The 26,496-nt window shown below is 56.3% G+C and carries 32 protein-coding genes and 2 pseudogenes; 18 read left to right on the top strand and 16 right to left on the bottom strand.

What is annotated here, in order from left to right; all coding sequences use genetic code 11:
* Window positions 1-182: 182 nt before the first annotated feature.
* Window positions 183-455 (bottom strand): DUF7577 domain-containing protein, encoded by a 273-nt coding sequence (locus tag OB916_RS09890; RefSeq protein ID WP_315909129.1) that lies wholly within the window; start codon window positions 453-455, stop codon window positions 183-185.
* Between the two features lie 107 nt (window positions 456-562).
* On the opposite strand from OB916_RS09890, the gene OB916_RS09895 reads away from it, so the two are divergent.
* The 5 genes and pseudogenes from OB916_RS09895 to OB916_RS17020 all read left to right on the top strand — a co-directional run bounded on the left by OB916_RS09895 (window position 563) and on the right by OB916_RS17020 (window position 3,427).
* Complete coding sequence (locus tag OB916_RS09895) at window positions 563-874, top strand: 30S ribosomal protein S24e (protein ID WP_315909130.1); 312 nt, start codon at window positions 563-565, stop codon at window positions 872-874.
* Window positions 875-1,009 carry a 30S ribosomal protein S27ae gene (locus OB916_RS09900; protein ID WP_315909131.1) on the top strand — a complete coding sequence of 45 codons (135 nt, stop codon included), beginning with the start codon at window positions 875-877 and terminating at the stop codon, window positions 1,007-1,009.
* A 520-nt stretch (window positions 1,010-1,529) separates the two neighbouring features.
* A pseudogene (locus OB916_RS09905) lies at window positions 1,530-1,634 on the top strand (AN1-type zinc finger domain-containing protein); the annotation flags it as partial.
* A gap of 258 nt (window positions 1,635-1,892) precedes the next feature.
* Entirely contained in the window at window positions 1,893-2,579 is a 687-nt protein-coding gene (locus OB916_RS09910; protein WP_315909207.1) for a CAP domain-containing protein, read from the top strand.
* Between the two features lie 596 nt (window positions 2,580-3,175).
* Window positions 3,176-3,427 carry a UPF0058 family protein gene (locus OB916_RS17020; RefSeq protein ID WP_390884076.1) on the top strand — a complete coding sequence of 84 codons (252 nt, stop codon included), beginning with the start codon at window positions 3,176-3,178 and terminating at the stop codon, window positions 3,425-3,427.
* Between the two features lie 420 nt (window positions 3,428-3,847).
* Here OB916_RS17020 and OB916_RS09915 read toward each other — a convergent pair whose 3' ends face one another.
* From OB916_RS09915 to OB916_RS09925, 3 genes are all read right to left on the bottom strand, one after another.
* A complete protein-coding gene (locus OB916_RS09915) occupies window positions 3,848-6,526 on the bottom strand; it encodes a PriCT-2 domain-containing protein (protein WP_315909132.1) in 2,679 nt (892 codons plus the stop codon).
* An 87-nt stretch (window positions 6,527-6,613) separates the two neighbouring features.
* Window positions 6,614-6,817 carry a hypothetical protein gene (locus OB916_RS09920; protein ID WP_315909133.1) on the bottom strand — a complete coding sequence of 68 codons (204 nt, stop codon included), beginning with the start codon at window positions 6,815-6,817 and terminating at the stop codon, window positions 6,614-6,616.
* Window positions 6,814-7,128: a hypothetical protein gene (locus OB916_RS09925; RefSeq protein ID WP_315909134.1), complete on the bottom strand. Its 315-nt coding sequence runs from the start codon at window positions 7,126-7,128 to the stop codon at window positions 6,814-6,816. Before OB916_RS09925 ends, OB916_RS09920 begins: the two co-directional genes overlap by 4 nt.
* Window positions 7,129-7,322: 194 nt before the next feature.
* Between OB916_RS09925 and OB916_RS09930 the strand changes: the two genes are divergently transcribed.
* The 8 genes from OB916_RS09930 (at window position 7,323) to OB916_RS09960 (ending at window position 10,687) form a co-directional block, all read left to right on the top strand.
* Window positions 7,323-7,865, top strand: coding sequence for a hypothetical protein (locus OB916_RS09930; RefSeq protein ID WP_315909135.1), 543 nt, complete (start codon window positions 7,323-7,325; stop codon window positions 7,863-7,865).
* 179 nt (window positions 7,866-8,044) lie between these two features.
* A complete protein-coding gene (locus OB916_RS09935; RefSeq protein ID WP_315909136.1) occupies window positions 8,045-8,341 on the top strand; it encodes a hypothetical protein in 297 nt (98 codons plus the stop codon).
* Entirely contained in the window at window positions 8,334-8,480 is a 147-nt protein-coding gene (locus tag OB916_RS17100; RefSeq protein ID WP_449267325.1) for a DUF7563 family protein, read from the top strand. Before OB916_RS09935 ends, OB916_RS17100 begins: the two co-directional genes overlap by 8 nt.
* Before the next feature lie 4 nt (window positions 8,481-8,484).
* Window positions 8,485-8,715: a hypothetical protein gene (locus OB916_RS09940; RefSeq protein WP_315909137.1), complete on the top strand. Its 231-nt coding sequence runs from the start codon at window positions 8,485-8,487 to the stop codon at window positions 8,713-8,715.
* Window positions 8,712-9,149, top strand: coding sequence for a hypothetical protein (locus OB916_RS09945; protein ID WP_315909138.1), 438 nt, complete (start codon window positions 8,712-8,714; stop codon window positions 9,147-9,149). Before OB916_RS09940 ends, OB916_RS09945 begins: the two co-directional genes overlap by 4 nt.
* Window positions 9,150-9,769: 620 nt before the next feature.
* The gene (locus OB916_RS09950; protein ID WP_315909139.1) at window positions 9,770-9,949 is read left to right on the top strand and encodes a hypothetical protein; all 180 of its coding nucleotides are present in this window, start codon (window positions 9,770-9,772) and stop codon (window positions 9,947-9,949) included.
* A gap of 103 nt (window positions 9,950-10,052) precedes the next feature.
* The gene (locus OB916_RS09955) at window positions 10,053-10,223 is read left to right on the top strand and encodes a hypothetical protein (protein ID WP_315909140.1); all 171 of its coding nucleotides are present in this window, start codon (window positions 10,053-10,055) and stop codon (window positions 10,221-10,223) included.
* Window positions 10,224-10,378: 155 nt separating this feature from the next.
* Window positions 10,379-10,687: a hypothetical protein gene (locus OB916_RS09960; RefSeq protein WP_315909141.1), complete on the top strand. Its 309-nt coding sequence runs from the start codon at window positions 10,379-10,381 to the stop codon at window positions 10,685-10,687.
* Between the two features lie 832 nt (window positions 10,688-11,519).
* Here OB916_RS09960 and OB916_RS09965 read toward each other — a convergent pair.
* Together OB916_RS09965 and OB916_RS09970 are read right to left on the bottom strand one after the other, a co-directional pair.
* Window positions 11,520-11,933: an FxLYD domain-containing protein gene (locus tag OB916_RS09965; RefSeq protein ID WP_315909142.1), complete on the bottom strand. Its 414-nt coding sequence runs from the start codon at window positions 11,931-11,933 to the stop codon at window positions 11,520-11,522.
* Between the two features lie 87 nt (window positions 11,934-12,020).
* Window positions 12,021-12,878, bottom strand: coding sequence for a hypothetical protein (locus OB916_RS09970; RefSeq protein ID WP_315909143.1), 858 nt, complete (start codon window positions 12,876-12,878; stop codon window positions 12,021-12,023).
* A 353-nt stretch (window positions 12,879-13,231) separates the two neighbouring features.
* Here OB916_RS09970 and OB916_RS09975 point away from each other — a divergent pair, with 353 nt between their 5' ends.
* Window positions 13,232-13,804 carry a zinc-ribbon domain-containing protein gene (locus OB916_RS09975; protein WP_315909144.1) on the top strand — a complete coding sequence of 191 codons (573 nt, stop codon included), beginning with the start codon at window positions 13,232-13,234 and terminating at the stop codon, window positions 13,802-13,804.
* Between the two features lie 149 nt (window positions 13,805-13,953).
* Here OB916_RS09975 and OB916_RS09980 read toward each other — a convergent pair whose 3' ends face one another.
* From OB916_RS09980 to OB916_RS10005, 5 genes and pseudogenes are all read right to left on the bottom strand, one after another.
* Window positions 13,954-14,364: a hypothetical protein gene (locus OB916_RS09980; RefSeq protein WP_315909145.1), complete on the bottom strand. Its 411-nt coding sequence runs from the start codon at window positions 14,362-14,364 to the stop codon at window positions 13,954-13,956.
* Window positions 14,365-14,414: 50 nt separating this feature from the next.
* Window positions 14,415-14,891 (bottom strand): annotated as a pseudogene (locus OB916_RS09985) (site-specific integrase); the annotation flags it as partial.
* 47 nt (window positions 14,892-14,938) lie between these two features.
* Window positions 14,939-15,781 (bottom strand): hypothetical protein, encoded by an 843-nt coding sequence (locus OB916_RS09990; protein ID WP_315909146.1) that lies wholly within the window; start codon window positions 15,779-15,781, stop codon window positions 14,939-14,941.
* 234 nt (window positions 15,782-16,015) lie between these two features.
* Window positions 16,016-17,326, bottom strand: a complete 1,311-nt coding sequence (locus tag OB916_RS09995) for a tyrosine-type recombinase/integrase (RefSeq protein WP_315909147.1) — start codon at window positions 17,324-17,326, stop codon at window positions 16,016-16,018.
* A gap of 208 nt (window positions 17,327-17,534) precedes the next feature.
* Window positions 17,535-18,710 carry a lycopene cyclase domain-containing protein gene (locus OB916_RS10005; RefSeq protein ID WP_390884073.1) on the bottom strand — a complete coding sequence of 392 codons (1,176 nt, stop codon included), beginning with the start codon at window positions 18,708-18,710 and terminating at the stop codon, window positions 17,535-17,537.
* A 145-nt stretch (window positions 18,711-18,855) separates the two neighbouring features.
* Here OB916_RS10005 and radB point away from each other — a divergent pair, with 145 nt between their 5' ends.
* Window positions 18,856-19,539, top strand: a complete 684-nt coding sequence (gene radB, locus OB916_RS10010; protein ID WP_315909148.1) for a DNA repair and recombination protein RadB — start codon at window positions 18,856-18,858, stop codon at window positions 19,537-19,539.
* Window positions 19,540-19,638: 99 nt separating this feature from the next.
* Here the strand turns inward: radB and OB916_RS10015 are convergent, their stop codons facing one another.
* Window positions 19,639-20,268, bottom strand: a complete 630-nt coding sequence (locus OB916_RS10015) for an RAD55 family ATPase (RefSeq protein WP_315909149.1) — start codon at window positions 20,266-20,268, stop codon at window positions 19,639-19,641.
* Window positions 20,269-20,495: 227 nt separating this feature from the next.
* Window positions 20,496-21,524, bottom strand: coding sequence for an aldo/keto reductase (locus OB916_RS10020; RefSeq protein WP_315909150.1), 1,029 nt, complete (start codon window positions 21,522-21,524; stop codon window positions 20,496-20,498).
* Between the two features lie 105 nt (window positions 21,525-21,629).
* Here OB916_RS10020 and OB916_RS10025 point away from each other — a divergent pair, with 105 nt between their 5' ends.
* The gene (locus OB916_RS10025) at window positions 21,630-21,968 is read left to right on the top strand and encodes a hypothetical protein (RefSeq protein WP_315909151.1); all 339 of its coding nucleotides are present in this window, start codon (window positions 21,630-21,632) and stop codon (window positions 21,966-21,968) included.
* Between the two features lie 14 nt (window positions 21,969-21,982).
* On the opposite strand, the gene OB916_RS10030 is transcribed toward OB916_RS10025, so the two are convergent.
* Window positions 21,983-22,180 carry a DUF5800 family protein gene (locus OB916_RS10030; RefSeq protein ID WP_315909152.1) on the bottom strand — a complete coding sequence of 66 codons (198 nt, stop codon included), beginning with the start codon at window positions 22,178-22,180 and terminating at the stop codon, window positions 21,983-21,985.
* 112 nt (window positions 22,181-22,292) lie between these two features.
* On the opposite strand from OB916_RS10030, the gene OB916_RS10035 reads away from it, so the two are divergent.
* Window positions 22,293-23,408: a polymer-forming cytoskeletal protein gene (locus OB916_RS10035; protein WP_390884074.1), complete on the top strand. Its 1,116-nt coding sequence runs from the start codon at window positions 22,293-22,295 to the stop codon at window positions 23,406-23,408.
* Between the two features lie 36 nt (window positions 23,409-23,444).
* Here OB916_RS10035 and OB916_RS10040 read toward each other — a convergent pair whose 3' ends face one another.
* Together OB916_RS10040 and OB916_RS10045 are read right to left on the bottom strand one after the other, a co-directional pair.
* Window positions 23,445-24,182: a beta-ketoacyl-ACP reductase gene (locus OB916_RS10040; RefSeq protein ID WP_315909154.1), complete on the bottom strand. Its 738-nt coding sequence runs from the start codon at window positions 24,180-24,182 to the stop codon at window positions 23,445-23,447.
* 611 nt (window positions 24,183-24,793) lie between these two features.
* The gene (locus OB916_RS10045; protein ID WP_315909155.1) at window positions 24,794-25,126 is read right to left on the bottom strand and encodes a hypothetical protein; all 333 of its coding nucleotides are present in this window, start codon (window positions 25,124-25,126) and stop codon (window positions 24,794-24,796) included.
* 128 nt (window positions 25,127-25,254) lie between these two features.
* Here OB916_RS10045 and OB916_RS10050 point away from each other — a divergent pair, with 128 nt between their 5' ends.
* Window positions 25,255-26,436, top strand: coding sequence for a redox-regulated ATPase YchF (locus OB916_RS10050; protein WP_315909156.1), 1,182 nt, complete (start codon window positions 25,255-25,257; stop codon window positions 26,434-26,436).
* Window positions 26,437-26,496 lie beyond the last annotated feature (60 nt).

Below are 26,496 nucleotides of genomic sequence, written 5' to 3' on the forward strand. Positions count from 1 at the left end.
TGACAATGGCTTACGGCTGTATCCCCGCCCTACTGCGCTACTCACTCGCTCCGTTCGTTGCGTTGCTCCTTGAGGACGGGGACTTAGCCTGCACAAGTTAAATCACCACCGAGCGAGGGGGTCGCGAAACGAAGGGGTACTCTCGCTGTCGACTGGTAGACTGCGCGCGAGCGTCTCTCCAGCTACTGCAGTCGCTGGACACACTCCTGGCAATAGGTGTAGGCTGGGTCGCGCTCGTTGTAGGCGCCACAGCGCGGACAGCGGACCAGCTCTCCGTCTTCGGCCTCGATGCTCGTGGCGGCGGCCCGGGGGCGGGCGAGTTCGGTGTCACCGTAATCCGGCGTCGCCTGTTCGAGCGGAGGCTGCTCTTCGCCCTGGAGATAGCGATAGAGCAACAGCTGAAACAGGGCAAACGCCAGCACGTACACCAGGATCCAGATCCAGGCTCCCGGCATACATTGATATTTGTTGCCACGACACTTGGGTGTTTGGGCGGACACGGAACGTCTGCCGGTTCGAAATCCTTTTAGGTATTTCGGAGGGAAGATATGAGCAACGAACTATGGACGTCGACATTATCGAGGAAGAAGAGAACCCCATGCTGCACAGGACGGACATCCGGTTCGAGATCACTCACGAGGAAGCGACGCCGTCGCGGCTGTCGGTCCGTGATTCGCTCGCGGCCAAGCTGAACAAGGACGCCGAGGAGGTCGTCGTCCACAAGCTCGACACGAAATTCGGCATGCGAAAGACCATCGGCTACGCCAAGGTCTACGACGAGCCCGAGGCCGCCCTGGAGGTCGAACAGAAGCACATGCTCGAACGGAACAAGATCGCCGTCGACGGCGAGGAAGCCACCGCGGAGGAGGCATAGATGGCGCGCTACGAACTCTACGACGAGGACGGGACGACCGACCACGAACAGTGCCCTCGGTGTGGCGACGCGTTCCTGGCTGATCACGGCGACCGGCTCCACTGCGGCAAGTGCGGCTACACAAGATGGGACTAAGCGGTAAGTAGAAAATCCGGTTGAACACCGGGAAACGGCTATTCTCCCGAATCGCAACATGGCGTAGGGATTGCTATATCACTATCTGAAACCTGATAGGTCTTGAGACACCCCCCACCTCTCTATCAAATGATAGGTTCGGCGCGCAAATTGCCATCAGTGGTATTTTGGATTGGTATTCTGTCCTACTGTGTGCGGCAAAATGGGTCTACCCCTTTATTTTATTTTTGAACAGACAAATGTGTAGCCATGAGCAAGCAATTCAGAAAATTCCTCTATCGCACAGGAATAGCGTTATTTGTGATCATAGTGTGGGCTGTTGCGATGATAGCCGCAGGCGTCGGTCCGTTTTGAAGTGGTTGGTAGTACGTTAGAAAAGCGTGGGGAAAGGATCGATCCGTTTGGGGGATAGCCACTTGAGGGTGGCACCGGCAAATGCACTGTCGGGGGGTATAATTCCTTCGCAATTGCGCCAGAATAAGGACCGATTTTTATTGTGAGTGCGTGACAAGAACAGGTAATGAAAGAATGTTCCGTCTGTGGTGAGTCTGTAGCCCACTCCTATACGTGTAACTACTGTGGCGAGACTCACTGTAGTGAGCACCGCTTACCAGAAAACCACAACTGTCCGGAACTCATTTCAGAACTCTCTTTTGGCGGGAATGGGCCAGGATCGGGCTGGATTCAGGAAACAAGCGATACAGACACGTCTGCACAAGATAGTAACGAGACTACAGAGCGACGTACTGTGGATAATCCTGGTCGGGTAGGTAGTTCTTCGAGGCAGGATTTCGGAGAATCAAGTCCCGATGTTGCTAGTGATGGATCAATCAAGGGACCAACATCGGGAAGGGTGTCAAACCCCCAGTCAGATGAAAGCGGTGTGATTGACTGGCGAAAACTGTGGATTGACACGAAAATCTATACCCGAAAGGGTATTTCGATCGGCTTTCGCCTAATTCTTGTCGGCCTAATCGTCGCCGGCTTGCTGCTCCTTGTTGGTGCGACTGTAGGCACTGGAATTCCTATAATCGACGGGCCGTCCCAAGACCTTGCCTCTGGTATCTCTGATTTTGCCGATACAAGCGTGAACCGGACGGAAGTAGAACGTGAAATCCACCGCGAAATCAATGAACGACGGGGAGAACATGGATTGCGCCCTTTAGAATGGGACACTGAATTACGAGATATTGCCCGCTACCATAGCGAAGATATGGCTCAGAACGGGTATTTTGCCCATGAAGCACCCGATGGAGAAACTCTCGAAGACCGCTATCAGAGGTTCAACTATAACTGCCGTATTGAGACAGCGGACGGGATAATCACAAGTGGAGGTGAAAATATCGCGTATACCTTTGCCGGGTCCGATGTTGAGCGAGAAGACGGTTCAGTTGTCGATCACGATTATGACGAAACACAAATTGCTGAGGGACTAGTCAGCCAGTGGATGAACTCCCCTGGCCACCGAGAGAATATCTTACGGCCATACTGGCAAGCAGAGGGAATCGGTGTCTACATCGCGGATGACAACGGGAAGACGAAAGTCTATGCCACACAGAATTTCTGCTAGCATTCCGCCACATAGCAAGCTGCTAATTAGGAGTATACACATAACCGCAAGACAGCACAAGGGTTCAAGGGTCCCCCCGATTTTGGCTTTATCCCGCCCGCGTGTACGCCCGCGCGGGATAAGCAGCGTCCCCTGGGGACCCTCGATTAAAACCATGAAGAATAAACTGCTCTCTTGTGGTTCGAGGGGTCGCGCGAGCGCGCGGGAAAGTCGGGCTATATCGCTATACCCTTACATACTGTTGTTATAGAAGCGACAGAATATAGTTAGTTGGAGGATCTTATCTATCTGAGTGAAACAGATATCAAAATAGTGAGATTATCACAGAGTAACGTGCAAGATGGAAAGCGCATATACGGCACCACGTACTTTGCAGATCGTCCCTGGTCGAATCGATCAGTACAGGGAATAAGATAACGAAGATCCTGTGTTACGGAGTATCCCAAACACAGCCCTGTAAGCATCCCTTTTTGGGGAGAGATACCGCACGATGGTTTCGGAGCATCAGCTGTGTACGAGACACTTACAAAACCGTAATTTCGGATTATTCCGATATGGCAGAAAATTACTTTCCCTACAGAGAGACAGTGAGACGCATGAAACACCAGGAGCTTCTCCATATTCACGCGTTGCTATTCAAAGTGAGTGCGTATATCAAGCGCGAAGACACGAGTCACGCTGATATTTTTGCCCGGTATGAGTCCCAGCCAACGCGACCGCACCACGTCCATCGAGGCAAAGACGCCCATAGAACTGCAATCACTCATCTACTGTGTGGATGCTCCCGAGCCATTCGCGCATTCCACCAGCACACACAGACTGCCAGTCCCGGAACGACGCCCTCATAGTAATGTCAATCACCTTCAAAGACATGGCCGAACGGTGTGGGTTGGAAGGCACGCTGATCAAACGGAAAACCAGAGCCAACATCTACGTGTGCTATCCGGCAGACGCGACCGACGAGGAACTCAGAACAATGTGGATTCGAGCAATACAGAGTGATCTCACTTCGCTGGCAGATCATCGATAACTGAGACCATCTCAGCCCGAGCAATCAGCGTCAGCATCCTCCCCGAATTAATCTCATCCTGATTATTTACAGGAGTCGTTCCAATCTCGCTGAGCCTATTTGGCTTCTGCTGTATACACTCTCTATATCTTGCACTGGGTGTTTCCCTAACTTCATGACACATCGGTTTCACTGCGTTCGGGAAGAGCCAAGTTGGAACAAGTGAACCAACTTTCCACCGACGAAAAAGCGCCAATCGTTAATACCGGCCTAGTCCGGTTGCGGTCGTTTCATCGGTCACATTGAACCGATATTCGTTCGTGTGACCTTCGTGAATTTCGAGGTTATACAGTTCGCTTAGTTCGCTCTCATACTGGCTGAGTTTGCCGCCAAGGCCCTGGGGCCGACTGTATGTGAAAGATAGATTGTGACTATCAGCAACCTCATTCAGTCGATCCACAAGCGAACTAGCCGAACGCCATGTACTGGCGTCGTTGGGATCGTCGTCTATCCATTCGTCAATAGTAGCCGCCCAGGGTTCGTTTTCAAGGGCAAAGCTCGCGCGTTCCGTTTCCATCGTTTCGAGAAGGTTGTCAACCCCGGACACATCAAGGGCGTCAGCCGTCGCCTGAGCAAAGATTGCCCAATCTGCCATACGGTGACTTGACGACATCGTACCCATATCTCGACGTTCGTATTCAGCAAGCACCTGCTGAATGTTGTCGAGATAGGTAGACCACAGTGTGTCCCGGTACTGTGTGACTTGTCGCTGAAACACGCCTTCTCCGATGAATTCGTTATCAGAGAAGCGTTGCACACGGAAGACTAGCAGTCTATCGGCTACGTCGTCACGTCGGAACGGTGGATCTCGACTCGTCAACGATAGCCAGCAGCGTGGTGTCTCACGGCGTAGCGTGTTCGTGGTATACAGTTCCCGTTTGTCGATCCCGGCACCTGTAGCGATAGCAGCCAAGAGGTCATTGGCCCAATCAACCCCGTCGTCGTAGTTATCGACAAAGGCGAGTGCCTGATTCGTGACTTTCGCCAGAAAGTCGTCTTTGCTATCAGGCATAACGCTCTCCTTATAGCCGTCGCCATACAGAAAGCGGCCAATCGACCGCTGTATCATAGATTTCCCACTTCCCTTCTTTCCGACCCACGCCATGATCGGACGAGCGTTCAACACATCAATGAAGGGTAGCGTATGTAGGTGTAGATACAACTGCTTTCGCTGTTCTGTCGGCCCGAGAGTCGCGTTTTCATCGTAGTTAATCCGGTTTCCGAACAGTCGCATAATCGGATCACCGGAACCGCCCCACATCGGGCGTTCCCCTGGGATTTGCTGGGGGAGTGATTCACGTTCTTCTGGCGGCAGGTACTCGAAAGGTTCCGCTCTATCGTCAGGGAGAAAGTACACATCGGTACCGTTCGGTCGCCATTCGATTGCAGTGGGAGACACCGCATAGTACCCGTTCCCCCAATCAGTCAGATACAGCTCACCCTCTGAGTCGTTGTAGTGAGCAAACTGGTACACGTCTTTCTTGGGGGCCGCTCGCCGTGCTTGACTCTTCAAGTCCTTACCCAAGTTCCGGCTGAAACTCCCCGAGAAGAGATTGTACCGTTCCCACACCATACCCTGAAACTCTTCGCTTAGGGTTCGGTTCTTCAATTGTGGGTCAACCCGATACACTTCGGTTTCATCGTCAAAGAAGTAGTACAGGCGTCCGTCGTCGGTTTTGAAGAACTCGCCCGAATCTTGGAGATCGGTGAAGACAACTCGACCAATCACGGCTTGCTTGTCCGTGCCGTCAAGATTGTCGGCTTCCCTGTTGAACAGCATTACAGCGTCGTCTATTCCAGTCGTCGGCAGGATATCACCGACACCGACATACTGCTTTTCACCGTCAAAGGTCCGGGTAGCAATCTTGCCTGCTTCTATCTGGTAGTAAGCACAGGCGTTTCGAAACGTCTCATGGATATCGGAAGTGTCACTAATCGACGTGTCCGATGTACCCCCGCCTGTTGTGGTCGTTGCCCCACCGTCTGTGGTTTTCTTGGGATAGGACCACCCTTCTTTCTTCGCTTTGTGGACTAACGTGCCAACACTCACATCCCCATTATCGTCGGCATTCGACCAGATCCAGTCAATCGTGTTCTGTGCAGCGTTGTCGTACTTGGAACTGCCTCGTGACCAACTCTCGAAGACAGACTTTCCTGTTGAGCCACTGTCCCACGCATGGACAGCGAACCCAACACGGACCCATTCATCATGGACCATACTCGGGTCAAGTTTGCTTAGCGCGTCCTCAACCGATTCCTTCGAGAGGTCACTGTCCCCGTCGTAATCTCCCCTGTCACTATCGGAAGACGACAATTCGCGGGGAAGACGACCATACAACTCTTGATACGCCTTCAACAGCCACGGCGTCGGATCAACCTCTTGTGGTTCACCGGCAGAGATAGACAGTTCATTCCCGGTGACAATGAAGAACTTTTCTTCATAAGCTTCTACGCCTTCGTGTTCGCGGTCGTCAAAATGCTCATTTGACCACCATTCGGGGAGATTGCCCTTACCGAACAAGTGGAAACCAGTTCCAGAGGTCGAAAACTGAGCATAGGCCGTGTCAACAAACAACTCTGGACTCGGAACCCAATCTTTCGGTTTCTCAGTGTTGGGTTCCCGCAAGGCACTATCTACGTCGATCCCGAAATACGGATCGGCCTTACTCACGACAAAGCCGATTCCGTCAAACCGGCTGTCTGTTTTCGCTAGTTCGTATGCCCCTTCAAAGGACAGCCAGCAACCGGGATCATTCCACTCTTTCCCTGTTTTGTTTTCGTCAAGCGGCATTTTGTCCTTGTCATAGGACCACAACCGCCACTGGTTCCGTCCTTTCATCCAGTCCGGAACAGCGGACTTGGCCGGTATCTCACCCATGTTGGACCACCCCGACGTGCATGGTCCGATAGGTGGCTTTCCACCCTGCCGATGGACTCGACTCGCGGCGTAGCTGCCGATCCTGGATCATTCCCGAACCCCCTCAAGCGCGGCTTGGGCAACTTCCTGTAGCGGATTCTCGTCGTCTTCAGCCACTCTCTCGAAGGCGTCCATGCCTTCAACCACCACTTCCCGAATCTCGCGCCCACACTTTCGGCACTCGAAGGCGTCCACATCCAGCGACTCTAGGCGACCGCCACACTGTGGACAGTCGTAATTCGCCTGGCTCATTCCGACCACCCCACAAGCATCGTCTGTTCGCTTGTATCGCCCTGCCACTGCTCGAACAGTTCCGGCAGGTCCGATAGGTCCGGATCAAAGCCGTCTTCGCGGTCACGGCGTTGGCCGATCCAGAGAAGGAATCTGGCGCTGCCGTGTGTGGGGAGTCCGTGATTCGGTGGCTCTCCTTGGCTTGCGTCAAGACTATTGCCCGCGCCTGTGCTACTGTCGTCTTGGGCGGTCTTGCGACCGTCCCGCTTCGGGTAACTCGGTGTGTCTTTGGTAGGGTGCGCCGAGTTGCCCGGAAAGGCGTTCGTTGCCATGTCTGTGTACTCCTGCGAACACGGTGAACGCCTGACCGAACCAACTAAGAGAGAATAGCCCCAATACACACTTGTTCAGGGTGCGTCGGGCTTTCTCCGGCGTTCTTCTCCCCGATTAGCTCAGGGTGCCGCGTTCACATCATAACCCTACGAATGCCGGGGTTTTATGAGATGACAATTCATACTCATGTATTATGAGGTGCGAATCACAGGGGATAGAACATGATGATGTGGATAGGTCGTGTGGTTTCCTGACTAAAACTGAAAGAGAGTACCTGCTCGGGGAGTGGCAAGGCCGTGATGACCAACAGGAGAAATCCAAAGAAAACGAAATCGCGGTGAGAACACGTCACGCGCTGGCAGATTTTGCTTTGTTACAGAAGCACGGTTCCAATGGCTTCACTGATAGGATCGTGCAGACAGACATTGACCCCCCTATTTTTCGCACCCAAGTCAGAGAGCACCTGATTCAAGGGCTGTTGCGGTTTGCTTCGGACGCCACAACAGACGAGTCCGTTACCAACTATCTCTTTGACGAGTTGCACAGAGAGAACGCAGAAGGCCCTGATGGCGTGGATTCAGATGATGAAACACAAGCGATGTTAGAAGCAGCAGCACAAGGGAATGCTGAGCAATTCTTAACTCGGCATTTTAGACAGTTTGGCGAAGCAGCGAAGGATGCAGATATATCAAAACGCGAAGCTCGTAGGATATTTGAATCTGCTTGGCCTGAATAGCGCCTTTTTCGCCTGGCCTACCGCATTTTTGGGATTATCTACCTTATATCCGTGTATGGAACGGGTAGAAGCTATGGTTCCGCCGCCGATGTATGAATCAGTTGAAGAACACCGCCAGGAACACGGTTTCGAGAATCATTCTCAAGCGATCCGTGACCTACTCCGGCGAGGGTTAGACAATGAGTGACTACACTACGCTGTCGATCCGCGAAGATAGTAAAGACGCCTTCGAGGAAATCCGTCAGGGGACCGACCTTAGCCAGTCGGACCTTCTCGACAGACTCATTGAGTCCTATCAGCTCCGGCGGCTTCGAGAAGACAAACGGATTCAAGAAGCGCGGGAAGCGGTGGCTAAGGATCATGGCGTTGATCCCGAAGAGGTATCGCTTCGTGGCTTGCTGAAAACGACGGCAGGCGCGTATGTCGGCTATCAAACCACGGACGATTGGGAGATAGAAGGTGAGAGCCATGCCTGAGTGTGCTAACTGTGGTAGCCACGTCTCAGAGCACTACGCTCGCGTGTTCACACCGGACGGTGGGCAACCGCAAGCTTGTCCAAACTGTCCGAACCGTAAAAGAGGCGCAAACGGCAGAGCGGTCAAGAAGAGGGTCTGAAACTATGAGTGGAACCCACGGCAGAACCGACCGCGTGGACCTAGCCCTGGCGTTGTCAACCTTCGCCGGGATTCTTGTGTTCGTTGGCTGGATTGCGAACAGTGTGTTGGGTGAGTTATCAAGGGTAGACCGGACTGGCACAGTTGAAGGCTGGTATCTGATATTAGGCGTCCTAATGCCCGTGCTTGCCATTCTCGGCGTTGTCGCGTATTCCATCTGGAGTGGATACCAATGAGTCGAGATCGGACTTTTCGCCCGCGACTTGCCCGTGAAGAGAGAGACAGGGTGTACCAACTGGCCGAACGGTTGAACGGTGCCGAAGTGACGGGCGGGTTCCCAAAGGCGCTACGGCTGCTGCTACGCTGGTTTACGGTGATTCTGGAAAACGTCGAAGAGTGTCCTGAGTGTGGCAGCGACGACTTACGCGACTGGTTCGAGACTGAGAGTGGCGACACTATCGAGCTACCGGACGGCAAGTGGTACTGCCCCGAATGCGGGGAACCATTCGACGTGTGGGACTACGTAGGCGTCGATAACAGGGAGCAAGCACAGTTCCCAATCTTCCGTGATACCATTCGCTACACCTTCGAGGCAGACGACAAACCGACCGGAAACGTCAATGCTGATGTGGATGTGTCGGGTACCAATCCGATCAACGACTCTTGGTAGTGTTCTTTTCGGCACTTTAGACTATCACGTAGTAGACACCACTCCCCGATGTATGGATAGAGGGGATTCTACCAGGACAGGGTAATACGGGCGGCACAGACTTCACAGAACAGAAATCCAGAACGAACGACTACCACAAGCAAGCGGCATACAATGTATCAATATAACGTATAGACCGGAATGGTACCCAAGTTGTAGTGGGTGCAGGGTGGGACTGGCGGCAGGGTCATATCTTCGGCCAGTGAATCGGCTACTGTCCGGCGATTAGGAAGCTATGAGTGAATCGATTAAGCAACCCTATAAAGGACAACACGCGAAAGGCAAGACAGCAGTGGAATCCTAACGTTCTCTCTAGTACATACACGGTATCGGGGACTACAGTTGGGTTAGGAACGTGCGAGGCGGAGTTGAATCACAGCAACAACCAGTCTATACCTACGTACTAAACGCGCGGTGGGGAGATACCTCGTTGTGGAGTATTCAGCTCTTCACCGGCCACTCTATACGCCCGTGGCGACTCACACAGAGACACAGCAGGCGTCTATCGTCTGTCGGCGGGTGGACGTACTACGTAGCCCCTGGCCTTCTTGCTTTTTGTTAATATAGTTCCTATCTAGCATATGGACAATCCCAAGCATATCGCCCTGTACGATCCAGCAGAGGAGGTGCAGTGGGAACAAGCCGAGAAAGTCGTTCGGGATAAGTATAGCGCGGGAAACGCCAGAGAGGGAGAAGTCCTCGCGGAAATCTGTGCTGCTTACGTGGGATATGACGGGCCACTATCGAGGGGTGAAGAATGAGTAAAACCTGTCCTATTTGCGGAGAGACAGGACTGAACGACCTTGCCACACACATCCGCGAAGCACACGCGCCGGAAGACTTCGGACTCACAGGTGATACGCCATGATCGAAGACCCTGACGACATTGTGCCAGACGACCTTGACATTGTGCCGGAGATCGTCGCCAGAGACAGTGACATAGCAACGCCGGACGACGATCCGGCGGAACCATTCGATGAGCATATTGACCGAATCACGCAGTCAGTTGATCGGGTCTTACGGTGGGAAGAATGATTACCGGCCTATTCGCGGCCCTTGTGCTGGCTCTGTTCGCACTTATCGTCATGGCTCAGGGCGGACTGTGGGGTATCGTGCTGTTCGCTCTGGCGTTCCTGACTGCAATCAGTGGCGTCTCAAATCGGGCATAATGCCAGAATTTAGGTGATACAATGCCTTCACGCGCCGAAAAAACAGTTGCTATGTATCAGTCGGAACAGGCAGAGAGTTACACCCAGGCTGTCCGGACGCTCGAAGAACGTGGGAAGATCGACAGTGACGCGTCCGAAGGTGAGAAACTAGCCACACTTTCGCGGGTTGCTGTTGCCCAAGTGCAGACTGAGGAATCGGCGTCAGACAGCCAGAAAAGCCGGATTCCGTGGGATACAGTCTCATTTGTCATTGGCATAGTCGGGCTATTGCTCATAGTGGGGTTGCTCATTGGCAGTGTGGCGTTCGCCGCGTCCGTGTTCCTTCTCTAGGGGCATAATGCCCGTGCGCGTCTCTCGAAGCGTTCCACCACTCTCCGGTTAGTCGTTGTTCTCTGTGACGGAACAAATCGCCATACAACGCCACTACGTACACACCAGGGGGACACACAGGTGTACTGTACGTATCGTACTATGCGTGACCCCCGGTCTGTTCAACTCCAAAATATCGACGACAACCAAGATCGGCGCTTGTGAGCTTCAACAGAGAGTGATAGCACCGGGAAACCAGTCGTGAACACTACGCTACCCACTCATTCTATACGCCTAAGGCTATGAGTCGTCTCTCCAGTCAATATCACAGTCTGCGTGGTCGCTGCGGATTATGACCGCTGTCATACGTTGGTACAACACGCGAAGAAAGCAGGACTGGCTCCAGAATAACGCAACACCGTTACTAACGATGTGATACAAGTCCTGTACTGCTTGATATCTGTATGCTCAGACGCTATTTTGCGGATTCGTTCTGGAAGGTGGTTTGCTCCCTGTCAAGTGTAGGAGTGAGAGTGTCGGATTCGATTTTCTGCTTGCGATTATCCCTTGAATGGGTCAAAGTCGAACGCTTCGCCCGGACGGGGCCAGGGTGGTTTTAGGCGATGTTCTTACCGAGTACAGCGAAACAGAGGAAATGGCGACCGACCTCAACTACATGGTTTGATTCTCGTGTCATCTCGGGACGAGGTGGCTGTATATTTGGTCGGCAGTCTGTCGGTTCGCATGGCGTAACCGGAGTTGCACGTCCTCGAGGCGGCCGCCGTCGACCTGGATAATCCGGTAGGCGACCGAGTGGCGGAGGGTGTGAAGGGTGTGTCCCTGGGATCGCCGGTTAGTAGATATGGACCTCAATTTCATAGTGATCGGGCGGGCCGTGTTCACGCTCATTATAATAGGTAGAATCCCAAACCCGGGTTTGCCCCGCTTCTATATCGGCTCGGATCTGAGTGAATGATTCCCCGAGTAGCGTATCATCGGAATCGAACCAGTCAATTCTAACCTGGAATTTTAGATCTCGATCAGTGAGGTTCGTCGCCTCGCCGGCAAGGTAGTGCAGTACATTGGCCTCGGTTTTGTGCTCAATGTTGGATAGTTCAATCCGTTTTTGATTGCTGGCTCCGCCGTTCGGTCCCGAGGCGCCATCCCCATCGTCCGAGCACCCCGAAAGTGAAACCACGGCCGTAGCACCCACAACGCCAATCACCTGGCGTCGGGAAACTCGCTCAATTGTTGATTTATCTGTCATTGGTATATATTATTTCGACTCATCGAGGAATAAGGTGGCTGTATATTTGGTCGGTAGTTTATCGGTTCGTATGGCGTAGTCGGTGTTTTACTCTATCTGTATGGTCCAATTCCCGTCAGAATTAACGTGCAAATACCCGATGCCGTCGAATGTGAAACTTGATTCGTATTCGCCCGGTCCGGCTTCCAGTAAGGGCATTGCAAAGTCCGCCCATGGTGCTTTCATCGGCCAGAGAGTAACGATGAAATCGCCTTCGGCGTCGTTTGTCGCGGTAATAACCCTGGTTCTTTCAATGTAGTACGGCCCAGTGACGGTTTGTCCGGTACCTGAAACGTCGATTGGCGGGGTATCCGCGTCGGCCCGGGTTGCTCGGGGTTGGCTGATCGTTATCTCCCAGTCACCTTGGCTTTCGATGTCGATGTGGTATGCGCCGGTTTCATCGACCACGTTTGCTCCTTCCCCGTTTTCGACGGGGCCAGAGTCGCCGTACAGTTGAGTGGTCCGTCCGGATTCGATGTTTCGGAGTGTGACTTGTATGTTGCTGAAGTCGTATTCAAGATTCGAGTACGTGACTTCAGCGACGACAAGCCCGCTGTGGATTTGCTGGTTCCGGATTACTTTCGTCCCGGTCCCCGAGTAGATTTTCGGCTCAATATCGATTGGTGTCGTGGTCGTCTCGGTCTCAGTCTCGGTCTCGGTCTCGGTCTCAGTCTCGGTCTCGGTCTCAGTCTCGGTCTCGGTCTCAGTCTCGGTCGTGGTCTTTTCACCCTCTGTCTCGGTCGTGGTCTTTTCACCCTCTGTCTCGGTCGTGGTCCTTTCACCCTCTGTCTCGGTCGTGGTCGTCTCACTGTCTGTTGTCGTTCTACCAATGTCCCCCTCCGAACATCCGGTGAGAGCTGCCGCGCCAATCCAAGCCCCAGCCACAATAAATCTTCGACGATCCATATGGAGTATACATATATAATCATAGTTAGTAATGGAGGCAGTACCGGCGCGACATATTCAAGTCACTAGGATGTCCCCGACTGACTCCTCGGTGCAAACGCTCATTGGCTTGCCTGCCTTGCAAACCGAATGAACGAAGCGCACGCTTCGGTTCTAGATATCGCTCTACACACGTCGTCTGGGGGTGCGAGACTCGCGCCCTCCATCTTGTACGGGCGCTATTGATCTCCCTATTCTCTGTCAAAATCACTGTGACCGACTTAGAGAGTGTATTGAGCGAATCGCTGGGTAATCTTTTCAAGCCCCGTAAACCGTGAACGGGATTTATTGTATAAGCTGTAGGATATTCAACTATGGTCCCATATTGCCCCTCCTGCGGCGAAGAACTGGCTGAAGACGCATCATTCTGTAGCAATTGTGGCGCCGAAATAGAAGACGCATCCAGTTCGACAGAGGAATTCGAAGCGCAGAGTGGCAGCATTGAGCCAGACGACGATGTAGAAGGGTGGAAACAATATCTGCCTCAATCATGGCGAATCGGGATAACTGGAGTCGTATTCGGATTGCTAATTGGATTCCTCGTCGCATGGGCGCTCGCCGAGATCGGTGGGAGTGGGATTGGATTCCTCATCGGTTTAATTGGTGGGACATTGTACCTCTGGCAAAAGCGAACGGCAACAGGCGCGATCGGGAGCGGACTCTACGTGTCAGCACTCATCATGATTCTGGTCCCGATTCTTTTTTATGGCGGAATGCTCGCGAACGTGGACGAAGATCCCCAAACCGCTGAGGAGGTCGGGATGGCTATTGGGGGTGTAATGGGGCTTGTGATTTGGGGGTTCGTGTTTTTCCTCCTTGCGATCGTGGTAGCGGCAATTGGATACTTTTTCAAGAAACGTGAAAAGAAAAAATTGAACGCGGCATGATACGAGTGGGAAACTGGAGCTTCTGCGTTGATGTATCAGCTGTACTGGCCGATTCTATCGACAGAGCTGACTCCGGCGGTGTGCGAGATACGCGCTATCTATCTTGCACGCCAATAAGTACCAATGGAACGTAAATAACACCAAGAGCCTTAGGCGAACACATCCGCCAGTCCTTCAACGTCTGCCGGTGTCGTCACAACCCCACTGTGCTGGTCTTTGTTCCTGGGTGAGCCTTTGATCGACAACGTACCGAGCGGCAGCGTGGCGCAAATCCCCTCGATACGCTCTTGGCTATCCGAGCGTAGCACTTCCGAGGGTTCCTGCACCCTCTTGTTCCGTCCTTCGGGGACACCGAGATACAACCACTCGATTTCCGCGTATGCGTGTTCCAGCAATGACCGGACCATTGTGGGGCTATACGTGGTAATCTGGAATCGGTCGGCGTCTCCAAAGCATTGCATCGTCGTTTCCTGTTCGTGCCGCGAAAGTGCAGCGTCCACACGGTCAACCAACTGCTGCCGTGTTCGCATTTCGTCGTCGCTGGCTGTCTGCCGTCCCATATCCTTGGATACGGTAGATATTCAAATAGAACGACAGGGCCAGGGGGATTTCAGGCGAAACTCACACCCTCGAAGGCGTCGTTTATCACTTGCTCAGAGGGTGCATTCAGATACGGTTCAATCGCCTGCCAGCTATCCCAGCCACTTACTGCCATCACCACACGCGGGTTCATACTCTCGTCAACCAGCAACCGCTGTGCATACTGCCTGCGTAGGTCGTGGCTTGAGACATACTGGTAATCCTCTTCGCCGGTCGCTTCGGCTGTGCGTTCTGCCACGCGCTTCACAACGGCTCTGACGCCACTCTCAGACAGGTCTATGAACGGATCAGACGAGCGTAGATCGTTCGCCTGTTGGTATTGGTGTAGATCCCGCTCGGTTGACGGTAACAAGTAAGCGTCCCGTGGCTTGCCACCGTTACCTGTCGTATCTTTGCCTTCCGGCACGCGCAGGCGGTAGTGTTCTCCGTCGTCTGTTCGTTTGATGTGCTGCGGCTGTATCTATGGTATCTTGGAGGCACGAAGACCCGGTCTAATTAAAGCGAACGGGGATAAGCGAGGGCCAGAGTACAAAATCACTCAGTCGAAATAGAAACGCCAAGTTCATCTTCGATTACGGACCGACGAACAACAGTATAATTTTGACTTTCATTATAGTATTCGTCGCCGTCTGAAATATATTGATCAGCAGACTCACCCTGCGCTAACAACCGTGCTGCAATCTCGTACTGCCGATTAGCACTTGCCATCAGATCCATCGCGCGCTCAGCGTCGCTGAAGTAGGACAGAATATCTGTATATCCAAACTCACTCGCACGATCATATGCATTGTTAAATAAGACAGCGGATCCATCATATTGGCCGAATGCGGTTGCGAACGACTCTGCTGCTAAAATATAGTCCTCATTAACAAAGTTATCATAGCCATTGTTATACGACGAGACAGCAGCATTTTGGAGAGTGATTCCATATCCGTAGAACCAAATCACGAGTCTTTTCTTTTGGTCTTCAGTAGTAGTCTTTTGGGTCGTCAGTGATTCTTCGAGATTCTGTACGGACTGATTTCTCGATTCAAGTACTGACTCAAGATCCTGTATCGTCTGGTTCTTCGAATTAAGAGCGGACTGGACCGCCGTTAATTCACTCTCCAAGTCCCCAACTTGCTCCTCATACTCTGTAATCGTCTGCCGGGCGGCTGCCAAATCATCTTCACTTGCGTTTAATTCTGAACGGGCGTCTGCAAGCGATCCCTTCGCCTGACTCAGCTCATTTTCAACCTCAGTCAATTGCGACTGCGCAGCTGAAAGTCGCTGCTGAACAGTCTTGTATTCATTTTGGCTTGGTCCGTCAGAATTGCATCCGGCAATCGTTGTACCAAGCACTGTAGCCCCGGACAGTAAGAATGATCGTCTGTCCATATATGAACACAGACTCGTTTGACAATAAAACTAATCCAGACACGAAGACGGTATCCAAACGGACAAGAGAAAATAGCCAGACAGGAGTCTTTCGGACAATGACTGACATCGTAGATTAGCCATTCTCGCGCCGAAACACGGGTGGTAGCGTAGTTCTCCCAGGACTAGGTTTCGGTGGAGGTCGTCAGAGGAAGGGGGGAGAGCACACAGGATACCGTCTAATCGGTCAATGCGCTATTCGTCTTCGGCCAGCATTTCCAGCTTGTTCATCAAATCGGCGGCTAGTTTCGGATCGTCGTTCACTGCCTGTGCTATCTTATCGGCGTCCTTGTACTCTTCGAGGGTGTCTGCCTCTTCTTTCGCTTCACGGGTTTGCTCTTCTATCTGGTCCTGTGCCTGTTTCGCGTCCGGTGCAACGACAGTCCCACACGACGGACAGGCTTTGTCTGACGGGTCTAATTCGTTCAGACAGTCGGGATTCGGGCATTCACGGCGTCCAACTGCCGGGGTATCGTCAGGCTCACGGCGTCCCATAGCTACCTCGGCGTCAGCGATGTAATCTTCATCCGTCAAGTGCTGATACGTCGTTTCCATCACTGTCGAGTCGCTTGAATGGCCAATGAGGAATTTGATAGTCGAATCATCCATGTTGTAATCCCGCTTGCACATCGTCACGAACGAATGGCGGAAGTTGTGGGGATTCACTGGCTTGTCAACCCCGGCTTTCTCGCCTATCTTCCGTAATCGCTGCCGGATCGTCTGTTGAGCCATTTGTTCGCCCGGCGTAGCCTTGTTGTTGTTCACAGTCGCGGTTATCAGGTAGTCCTCGGGGTTCCCGGTCGGGTGAAAGTCAAGCCAGTTCTTGACCGGGCCAGCAGCACCCAACAACGGACGCTTCTTACCGACTTTATCGGCTCCCTTGAGTCCGTTGGCGTCTGTGTTCAACCAGTAAACGCCTTCTTTCACATCCACGTCTTTCACTCGAAGTGTCTGAATCGCCCGGACGCGCTGGCCAGTGTTCAAGAGTAGTTCAAACAGGGCTTCGTCACGCGGGTTATCAATCACATCACGCATTGCCTCGATATCGGAATTGTCGAACATATCCCGTTCATCAACCGACTGGCTCCCCTTCGGTGGCTGGCTCACGGGAATGTCGTCAGCATCAAGATCCATCTTGTGGTGGCGAATAAACGCCTTCGCTGCACTCTGGAACTGTACCATTGTGCCCGTCGCAAACCCGTCGTCTTTCACATCGGGGTGTTTTCCGTTCGCAAACTGGCTTAGAAGCCGTTGTAACTCCCGCTGCGTGATTGTCTGAAACTCACCGTCATATGCCTCAGCCAGTCGCCGGAGCCGCGTGGTATAGTTCTCAGTGGTCGCTTCGGACTTAGTACCGATAGGGGATGTGTGGCGTAGGTCGCTTTCGTCAATCCCGAAGCTCATTTGCAGGATGTGTTTTTTCTCGCGGTTCGTAAGTTGCTTCGAGTCAAGGATTTTCGACCGGCGGCGTTCCAACCGGGTACGATAGCTATCAGACCGGGCCATATTGATACCACTATAGCCCATCCACTTGAATCTACTTACCCAAGTGAACCATATCGAAAAGTGCGGCTACACAGAGTGGAACTGAGCGGTTCCTGAACTCGGGATCGCCCGGGACGGCCTGATTCTTCGATGGGATGCACCCGCAAGACGCAACGATAGCAGCCGCTACAGACCAAGATCCTGTATCGCGATGAGGGCATGACAGCTGTCACTGCCGGTCGTTCTCTGTCAACGTTTCGTGGATGCCGAGCACCAGAGCGGGCACGACGAGCATGAAGAGGTGCTCTTCGATGGGGATTCCCAGAAGATCGACTCCCGTGTGCAGCCTGATGGCGAACACGCCGACTTCGAGCGTGTACCAGTCCCAGAGATACGCGATGGGGTACAGGACTGCGATGGTCCGGGCCGCTTGGGCCAGTGCGTCGGCACGGACCAGCAGCGCGAGCGCCACGCTGCCGAAGAGGACCTCGGTCGCGAGGTACGTGTACGGTCCCAGCACACTGATGTCGATGGGGGGCGGGCCGGCGAACGGCCGATACCACAGTGCGACGAGCAGCAACGCGAGGAGGACGTACGCGCCACGGACCAGCAGCATCGTCGCCACCCGCGGCCCGGCGCGTCGGCTGATCGCCGCGACGGCACCGAACGCGAACGCTGCCAGGACGGTCCCGGTGGGGAACACGCCGACTGCCGCCAGGGCGACCAGCAGGCCGGCACCTGCCGCCAGCAGTGCGTACGCCACCTGACGGGCGCGGACCGGCCCGAGAACGACCGCGACGGTCCGCTTGTCGATCGAACGGTCGTACGCCAGGTCCTGCGCGTCGTCGATCACTTTGATGCCCAACAGAACCACGACCAGCACGCTTGCCAGCCCGAAGACGGTCGGTCCGAACGGGGCCCCCTGGGCGACGTGGCCGCCGAGCAGTGCGAGTCCGATCCCGGCAGGATACCCGCCTGTCGCCGAGATGGGGCCGGTGTCCAGCTGGGGTGCGTGGAAGTATCCAAGCGCCCAGGTCGGCGCTGTCAGCGCGACGGCTACGAGTCCGGCCGTCGACCACAGTCCCGCGATAGCGGCCGCAAACACCGCGCTGGCACCGACCAGTGCGACACGACAGCCCGTCACCGAGAGCGGGTGGTCGTCGTCCTCGCCGCGGACGAAGAAATCGACGTAGCCGTCCTTGACATGGGCCGTGTAGACGGCCGCGAAGATCGCCAGCGCGTGCAGCGCGGCGACGGTCGGCGCGAACGTACCCGTCGACCGGGCAGCGAGAAGTGACCCCGTCAGCGAAACCGCGACAGGCGGCAGCATAAACACCGGGTGGACCTGCGACGCCAGCGCCCTGATCGCGGGGACGATTCCGGTCTGGTGGCGGGCGATTGCCATAGACGTGTCTTGGTATCTAATCACAAAGTCTGTGTGACGTTCCCAAATGTTGCTGGCACGCACCCAGCAGCGGCCTCGGCCTCGGCCTCGGAGTACCCTGCCGATCATGCGAGCGTTTTTGAGCGTCGCCGACGAACTGGCGAGCGTGTCAGAGCCGATTCCGACGGGCTGTTCGCCCATCGACGACCTCCTTGACGGTGGCTTTCCGCGCGGTGCTGCGACCCAGATTTACGGCCAGCCAGCCTCCGGTAAGACGAATCTCGCACTCGGCGCTGCTGTCGAAGTCGCCGCACGTGGCTCGTCGGCGCTGTTCATCGACACCGAAGGTGTCTCCGCTGATCGGATGGAACAACTGGCGTCGGCTCGTGGCGAGGTCGAGACTATCGCCTCGAACATCATCGTCTCGGAGGCGACGACCTTCGAGGAACAGGAGCAGGCGGTCAAAGACGCCGCTGACCTCGCGAGCCAGGTCGAGTTGATCGTCCTGGACAGCGCGACCGGGTTCTACCGGCTGGAGCGCACCGAACAGGAGGAGGGTGAAGCTCTCCGGGCGGTCGCGCGCCAGATCACGCATCTGCTCGCACAGGCCCGCAAACACGATCTCTCGGTCGTATTCACGAACCAGGTCTACACGGACCCCGAAAGCGACGGGACGCGCGCGCTTGGCGGCCACACCCTCAACCACTGGTCGGCGATCATCCTCCGGCTCGACCGCTTCCGGAGCGGCAACAGGCGTGGGACGCTCGAAAAACACCAGTCCAAAGCCGCTGGCGACACGGTGACCTTCCAGATCACTGGCGATGGGCTGGAAGCTGTCGAGGAATTCTGAAACGCCGTTCGAGAGGAGGGGCATCTCATACCGATTATTGTGCCTATTTACCGTTTCGGCCGCCCCATATCGGCTGGAACAGACGTCCAACAATCCGTATCAGGCGATGTCCCGACTCGTGTCGATCGAAACTTCTTCGACGAGGTTGAGTTTGATGACGTTCGTCGGCGCGCGGCCGCCACGGAACTTGGGAATTGCCATCCTGTTTTCGACCTCGTCGCCCTCGATCGCCGTGTCCATCTGGAAGATGACGTCCGCGAAGTGCTCGGTCGTATCTCGGAGCGGCGGCACTGACCGCCCGTCCAGGCAGTGCAGCACCGCGAGGCTCCCGGTATTGAAGATGTGGTTCTGCAGGTCGTTCATGAAGCTGCGAAAGCGGGACGGTGGTTCCTGCTCTTCGAGTACGTTCAGCGGGTCGATGATGAGATTCGAGGTTTCCGGGAGTGCGCTGACGAGCTTGCTGGCGTTGTCGAGGGGCGCTTCGCCGGAGACGTGTCGAATCGTCGGTTCGCCAGTGTTCGTCGGCGAGTTTTTGAGACTGTCTCTGATCGCCTGCTCGGAACGGTCCAGCGACAGGTACAGCGTCCCCCGAGTTGCCGTCAATTCGTAGAGAAATAACTCCGCCTGGCTCGCTGGATTGGCGTTCAACACGACGATGCTTCCGGCCGGGATCCCTCCGTCGAGCTTTCTATCGAGGACGTCGATCCCGGTCCGGAGCCGGTCCTGCATAGATCATTTTGACCGTTTGTTTTGCATGGGATTAAATATTGTGTTCGCTGTATCAGCGCGGCGTTGCAGGTCTCTCGCGGTCTATCGGCGTTTCATCTGGAGATATCTGAATGTCCGGTTGGCCGACTATTCGAGAAGGCGTTGTTGGCGCTGATCGGCTGGACTGCCGATGGCCCCACCGGATCCGATCGGCTGGACGACGACCTGCCCGAAACCGGCCGATCAGTTCACCGATGCCCCCAGCGCTTCCCCTCCTCGGCGTATCTCGCATCCACGATGCGGTTGAATTGGTCGTCGGACAGCGAGATGTCCACCGCGCCGACGTTCTCCTCAAGTTGTTCGGTCGTTCGGGCACCGACGATCGGGATCGTCGTGAAATCGGGCTGTTCGATCAGCCAGCGCAGTGCCACCTGTGCGGGCGTCGCGTCGAGTTCGTCCGAGATCGCACGGATCTCGTCCAGTACGTGCCAGCCTCGTTCGGAGAGGTAATAGTCCTCGAACCTGCCGTCGAGACTTCCGCGGGCTCCGTCCGGCCCCTCGAACGCCGTGGGATCGTCCTCGTCGACGCGCTCGTATTTGCCCGTCAGAAATCCGCCCGCGAGCGGCGAGTACGGACACACTGCCAGATCCTGGTCGGCACAGACGTCGAGATAGTCTTTCACGTCGTCGCGATATCCCGCGTGGAAGAGCGGCTGTGTCACGTCGAACCGGGCGAGATCCTCGACGTCGCTCTTCCAGAGCGCTTTCGTCAACTGCCAGCCCGCCATCGTCGACGCGCCGAGATAGTTGACTTTCCCCTCCCGGACGAGGTCGTTCAACGTCCGAAGGGTCTTCTCGATCGGCGTCTCCTCGTCCCAGCGATGGATGTAGTACAGGTCGAGGTAGTCCGTTCCCAGTCGTTCCAGCGTCCCCTCGATCTGTGCGCGGATGTGCTTCCGACCCAGACCCCGGTCGTTCGGCCCGGGTTCGCCCCAGCCGTCGAACGGGAAGTACACCTTCGAGGCGATGACGACGTCCTCGCGGTCGCGGCTGGCCAGCCACTCGCCGACGTACTCCTCGCTTGTCCCGTGTGGTGTCCCGTAGACGTTGGCCGTGTCGATGAAGTTGATCCCGTGCTCCCAGGCCGCGTCGAGTAACTCGTGTGCCTGTTCGCGGTCAGTTTCGACGACGCCGCCGGTCTCGCGACCGAATCGCCACGTGCCGAAACACAGCTGCGAGACGCGCGTGCCCGTCGCCCCGAGTGTCGTATACTCCATACCCCTGGGAGTACTCTGCCAGGAAACCTATAATTACTGGGCGCTGGTGTCCTCGCTTCGACCAGTCGTCGAAAGGTGTTTCCCGGTCCCGGAGTATCACCGCGTATGAGCCTCGATGATCTCGACGAAGACATCACTGACGTGGCAGGCGAACTCGGCGAGTCGATCGACGTCACCCTCGATCGGGAGACGCGAACCGAACTGGCGATGCTGACCGCTGCGCTCGGACCGACCGACCCCGACGAACTCGTCCGGCGGGCCGTCCACGCGTTCTTCCAGCAGCAGGTCGATACCGGACGGCTCGACTTCCAGCTCCGCGATCAGTACGACGTGACCTACGACGAATATCTCTCCGGCATGACCTTCGACGAGATGACTGGCGGGACGGGCGGCATTGGCGGCGCCACCCAGGGCGATCCGGACGACCGCCGATACCAGTTCTGATCCCGGTAGAACGTTTACTTGAGTACTTCACCGATCCGCTGTGGCTCGCCCGAGAGGTTCGGGTTTTTCTCGACGATCTTGAGCACTTCGTGGTCGGTCACGTCGGGATAGGGCTTTTCGATCGCGTCCTCGATGAGAGACTTCTCCAGGCGGAACTCGTGACCCTCGTAGATCACGTCCACACCCTGCTCGTCGAACGACAGCACTGTCATTGCCAGCGTATTGGTCCCGGAGCCTCAAAACGAGCCCGATCGCGATGGGCGTCAGACGCCCGGCAGACGCCCGGCAGACACGTGCTATGGCTTTAATACGGACGATCGACGTATGATACGTGTGCTGTTTCGATCGGACCCGCTTGAGGAACTGACGATCCCCGACGGGACGACCGTCGAGGAGCACGACCTCGTCACCGACGGCGACGTGCTTGTCGGCGGCCAGTCGACCGTGGAGTTCGGCGTCCGCGGGCGGAACGTCATCGCCGGCGAGCGCGTTCGTTTCGGCGGACACATCGAAGCCGAGGGTGACTGTCGGCTGGACATGTGGTGTGACGTCGCGGACAACGTGCTCGTCGGTGAGGACGCCTATCTGGGCGAGCGCGTCCACGTCGGCGGCCAGCTCAAGGTCGCGGGCGACATCGACATCGGCGACGACGTCGACATCGAGGAGGGCTTCGAGGCCAACGGCTGGATCGTCATCCGCAACCCCATGCCGACGATCGTCTTCCTGTTCGTCTACCTGGGCCAGCTGTTGCGGATCGGCGAGCAAGAGGCCGCCGAGGACGCCCTCTCGCAGTTGCTCGACAGTGATCGCGACGACGAACCGGTCGTCATCCCGCGCGGTGCGACCGTCAGCGACGACTCCTGGCGCGTGTCGACGCCAGCACGGATGGGCGACGACTGCCGGATCCATGGCAACATCCGCGCTGAATCGGTGACCGTCGGCCGAGACAACGTCCTCTTCGGGAGCCTCCGGGGGAAAGACGACATCATCGTCGGCCGGGGTTCGGAGATCAAAGGGAACGTCACGACCCGCAACGGCGATCTCGAGATCGGGCCGGGCGTCAAGATCTGGGGGGACGTCGCCGCCGAGAACGTCCGGCTCCACGAGAACGCGACCGTCGACGGGACGATCCGTGCCGGCGGCGAGATCGAGCTACACACCGAGGATGTGCTGGACGAACCCGACGAGGACGCCGAAGCGATGGCCGAGATGGCCGCCGAAATGGAAGGCGAATCGGATCCAGTCCCAGACCCCGTCGAAGGCGAGGTCGACACAGACGCGCTTGCTGCCGACGAATCCAGCGACCACGAATCCGAAGGCGAAACTGGCGACGGATCCGAAGACAAAACCGGGGGCGAATCCGACGACGGCGCAGTTACGGAGCCACCCGGGCCAGCCGGGGACGGTCCCGACGGCGATCACCCCGACCCGGCGACGTGATCGAACGCGGTCTCGGCTGTCGTCGGGTGCGGGGTCTTACAGATCTTTGCCGCCGTTGGCGTCGATGACCTCGCCGGTAATGAACGACGACCGGTCACTCGCCAGAAACGCGACGATCTCTGCGATTTCTTCGGGAGTGCCCAGTCGGCCGAGCGGCGTATCTTCCCGGATCTGGTCTTTGATGTGCTCCGGAAGGTCTTCGACCATCCTGGTGGAGATGAAGCCGGGCGCGATACAATTGGCAGTCGATCCGTTCGGAGCAAGTTCGAGTGCAAGCGTCCGCGTGAATCCGAACATTCCCGCCTTGGCCGTCGCGTAGTTTGCTTGCCCGAAGTTGCCACCCTTGCCGATGATACTGGAGATGTTTATCAGACGACCCTCGTCGGCAGCGGCCAGATCGTCGTAGAACGTCTGAGTGGCGTGGAACGCACCGTCGAGATGCACGTCGAGAACGGTATCCCACTCTTCGTGGGACATCTCGGTAAACTTGACGTCCTGGTTGATGCCGGCGTTGTTCACCAGTACGTCCACCTGTCCGAATTCCCTGTGGACTTTGTCACCCATCCGCTGTACCGCGTCCATATCGGTCACGTCGGCCTGGACGATCAGTGCCGAGCCACCCGCAGCTTCGACGGCGGTGGCCGTCTGCTCGGCACCCTCTCTGGAGCTCCTGTAATTTACCACGACGTTGTGTCCTTCTTCGCCGAACCGCTCGGCGATGGCCCGCCCGATCCCGCTCGAGGATCCCGTCACTACACAGGTTTTTGCCGCCATGTGTGGACTGACTCCCTATCGCTGCAAAACAATGGCGGCTATGGCAAATATTCCCGATCGGCGCTGTCTGACGTGTTTCCGTCAATCGCGAGAACCGTATGGGACTTCTCATAACGTGAACCGAGAACGGTATAACTTCTCACAGTGGCAACGTGAACCATCTGGCAGCGCAGACGGGCAAAATCTGGCAGTGCAGACGGGCAAATGGATAGCTAACGCCGTATCAACGGCTCGTATTCGACACGATCTGTATCAAACTGAAGTAGGTGGAGCAGCGAATGTAGGTGGGGCAGCGGGTTCCGCGGCACTGGCCGATCCGCCTTGGCTGTGATATGCCACGGATTGGTGCGATGATCAACTGCTGTTTTTGGCCGCCGCCGAATCCGCCTGAAGGGCCTCATAGAGATGGGCTTGTGCACGGTCGCGCTGTGTGGACCCCCCCATTGCAGCGTTTGGGTGCTGTTCCATAACCCCTCCACCCACATGCACATACAGACACCAAGTCAATGGTTATTTGCTATTGTGTACCAGGGTATTTATGTCTCCGTCCCCTGTTGGTTTTTTACGTTCTCGCCCAAACCGCAGGCCAGCGGTACACCTTGTTGGGTCAGTCAGCTATATCGAGTCGCGACCCAGTCGATGATGACGCCGTAGGCCACGCCGGCGAAGAAGCTCGGCCAGTCGCGGAACTCACTGGTGAGTGTGATCGCCGTAGTGACCACCAGCCCCAGCAGCAAGCCCCTGACGATGACGTTGTACTCCGAGTCGACGATCTGGAGCCCGCCCGCGAGCCCGATCAGCAGTCCCATGACGACTCGATTGTACCACATCGAAAACAGAAACAGTTCGTTGCCCTCGAAGCCGATCCGGAGACCGACTCCGGCGATGCAGAACAGCCCCAGAAACGCCCCCGTGAGGACGCCGATCGTGAGTCGTCTGTCCATGCCGACATATTTGTCGGATCAGGAATGAATATTGGGGTCGACAGGTCCCTCTCCGCTGGCCGGCGGGCCGCGACTGCAGGACTCACACGATCGAAATCCCCTTGGACCGGGGTCACCCACTCGAAGGTATGCTCTCGATCGCGCTTGCCGGGAAACCCAACGCCGGCAAGTCAACCTTCTACACGGCGGCGACGATGGCCGAGGTCGACGTGGGCAACTACCCGTTCACGACGATCGACGCCAACCGGGGCGTCACCCACGTCCGGACGGACTGTCCCTGTCTCGACCTCGATGAGCGCTGCGGGAACGAACACTGTCACGACGGCAAGCGATACGTTCCCGTCGAGTTGCTGGACGTCGCGGGACTGGTCCCCGGGGCACACGAGGGTCGGGGATTGGGAAATCAGTTCCTGGACGAACTCTCGAACGCCGACGTCATCCTCCACGTCGTCGACGCGGCGGGCGCGACCGACAAGGAGGGCGAACCGATCGAGGTCGGCGAGCACGATCCACTCTCTGACCTGGATTTCATCGAGACGGAACTGGATCTGTGGCTGGCCAGCATCGTCGATCGCAACTGGGAGTCGGTCGAGCGCGCCTCCCGATCGCCGGACTTCGAACTGGACGAGGCGCTGGTCGATCTGCTCAGTGGCGTCGGCGCGAGCGAACTCGACGTCTCCCGGACGTTGCGCGAACTCGACCATCCCGAGGATCCGCTCCAGTGGACCGACGACCACCGCGAGGCACTGGCCGAGGACATCCGCACGCGAACGAAGCCGATCGTCGTCGTGGCCAACAAGGCGGACATCGCGCCCGAACAGAACCTGCAACGACTGCGGGAGGCCGCCGACGCAGTCGTTCCCGCAACGGCGGACGGCGAACTGGCACTCCGGAAGGCCGCCGAGGCGGGCGTGATCGAATACGATCCCGGAGACGCGGACTTCGATATCGTCGGCGACGTGAGCGACCAGCAACAGCAGGGTCTCGAACGGATCCGGGGTGTCATGACTGAATGGGGTGGAACCGGAATTCAGGAGGCGCTCGATTACGCCGTCTACGATCTGCTCGATCACATCACGGCCTATCCCGTCCAGGACGCGACCCACTGGACTGACGGCCAGGGCAACGTCCTGCCCGACGCGTTCCTCCTGCCGAGTGGATCGACCCCGAAAGACCTCGCGTACGCGGTCCACAGCGACATCGGCGACGGCTATCTCCACGCCGTCGACGCCCGCAAGGACATGCGGATCAGCGACGACCAAGAGCTCGAAGAGGGCGACGTGATCAAGATCGTCTCGACGGCGAACTGAGCATCGGGACGGCCTTTCACACTGGTCGGGCGGCGTCGGCCTCTCCGTCGCACTGTCCAG

Origin of the sequence: Halapricum hydrolyticum (assembly GCF_025517535.1) — an archaeon.
Lineage (GTDB): Archaea > Halobacteriota > Halobacteria > Halobacteriales > Haloarculaceae > Halapricum > Halapricum hydrolyticum.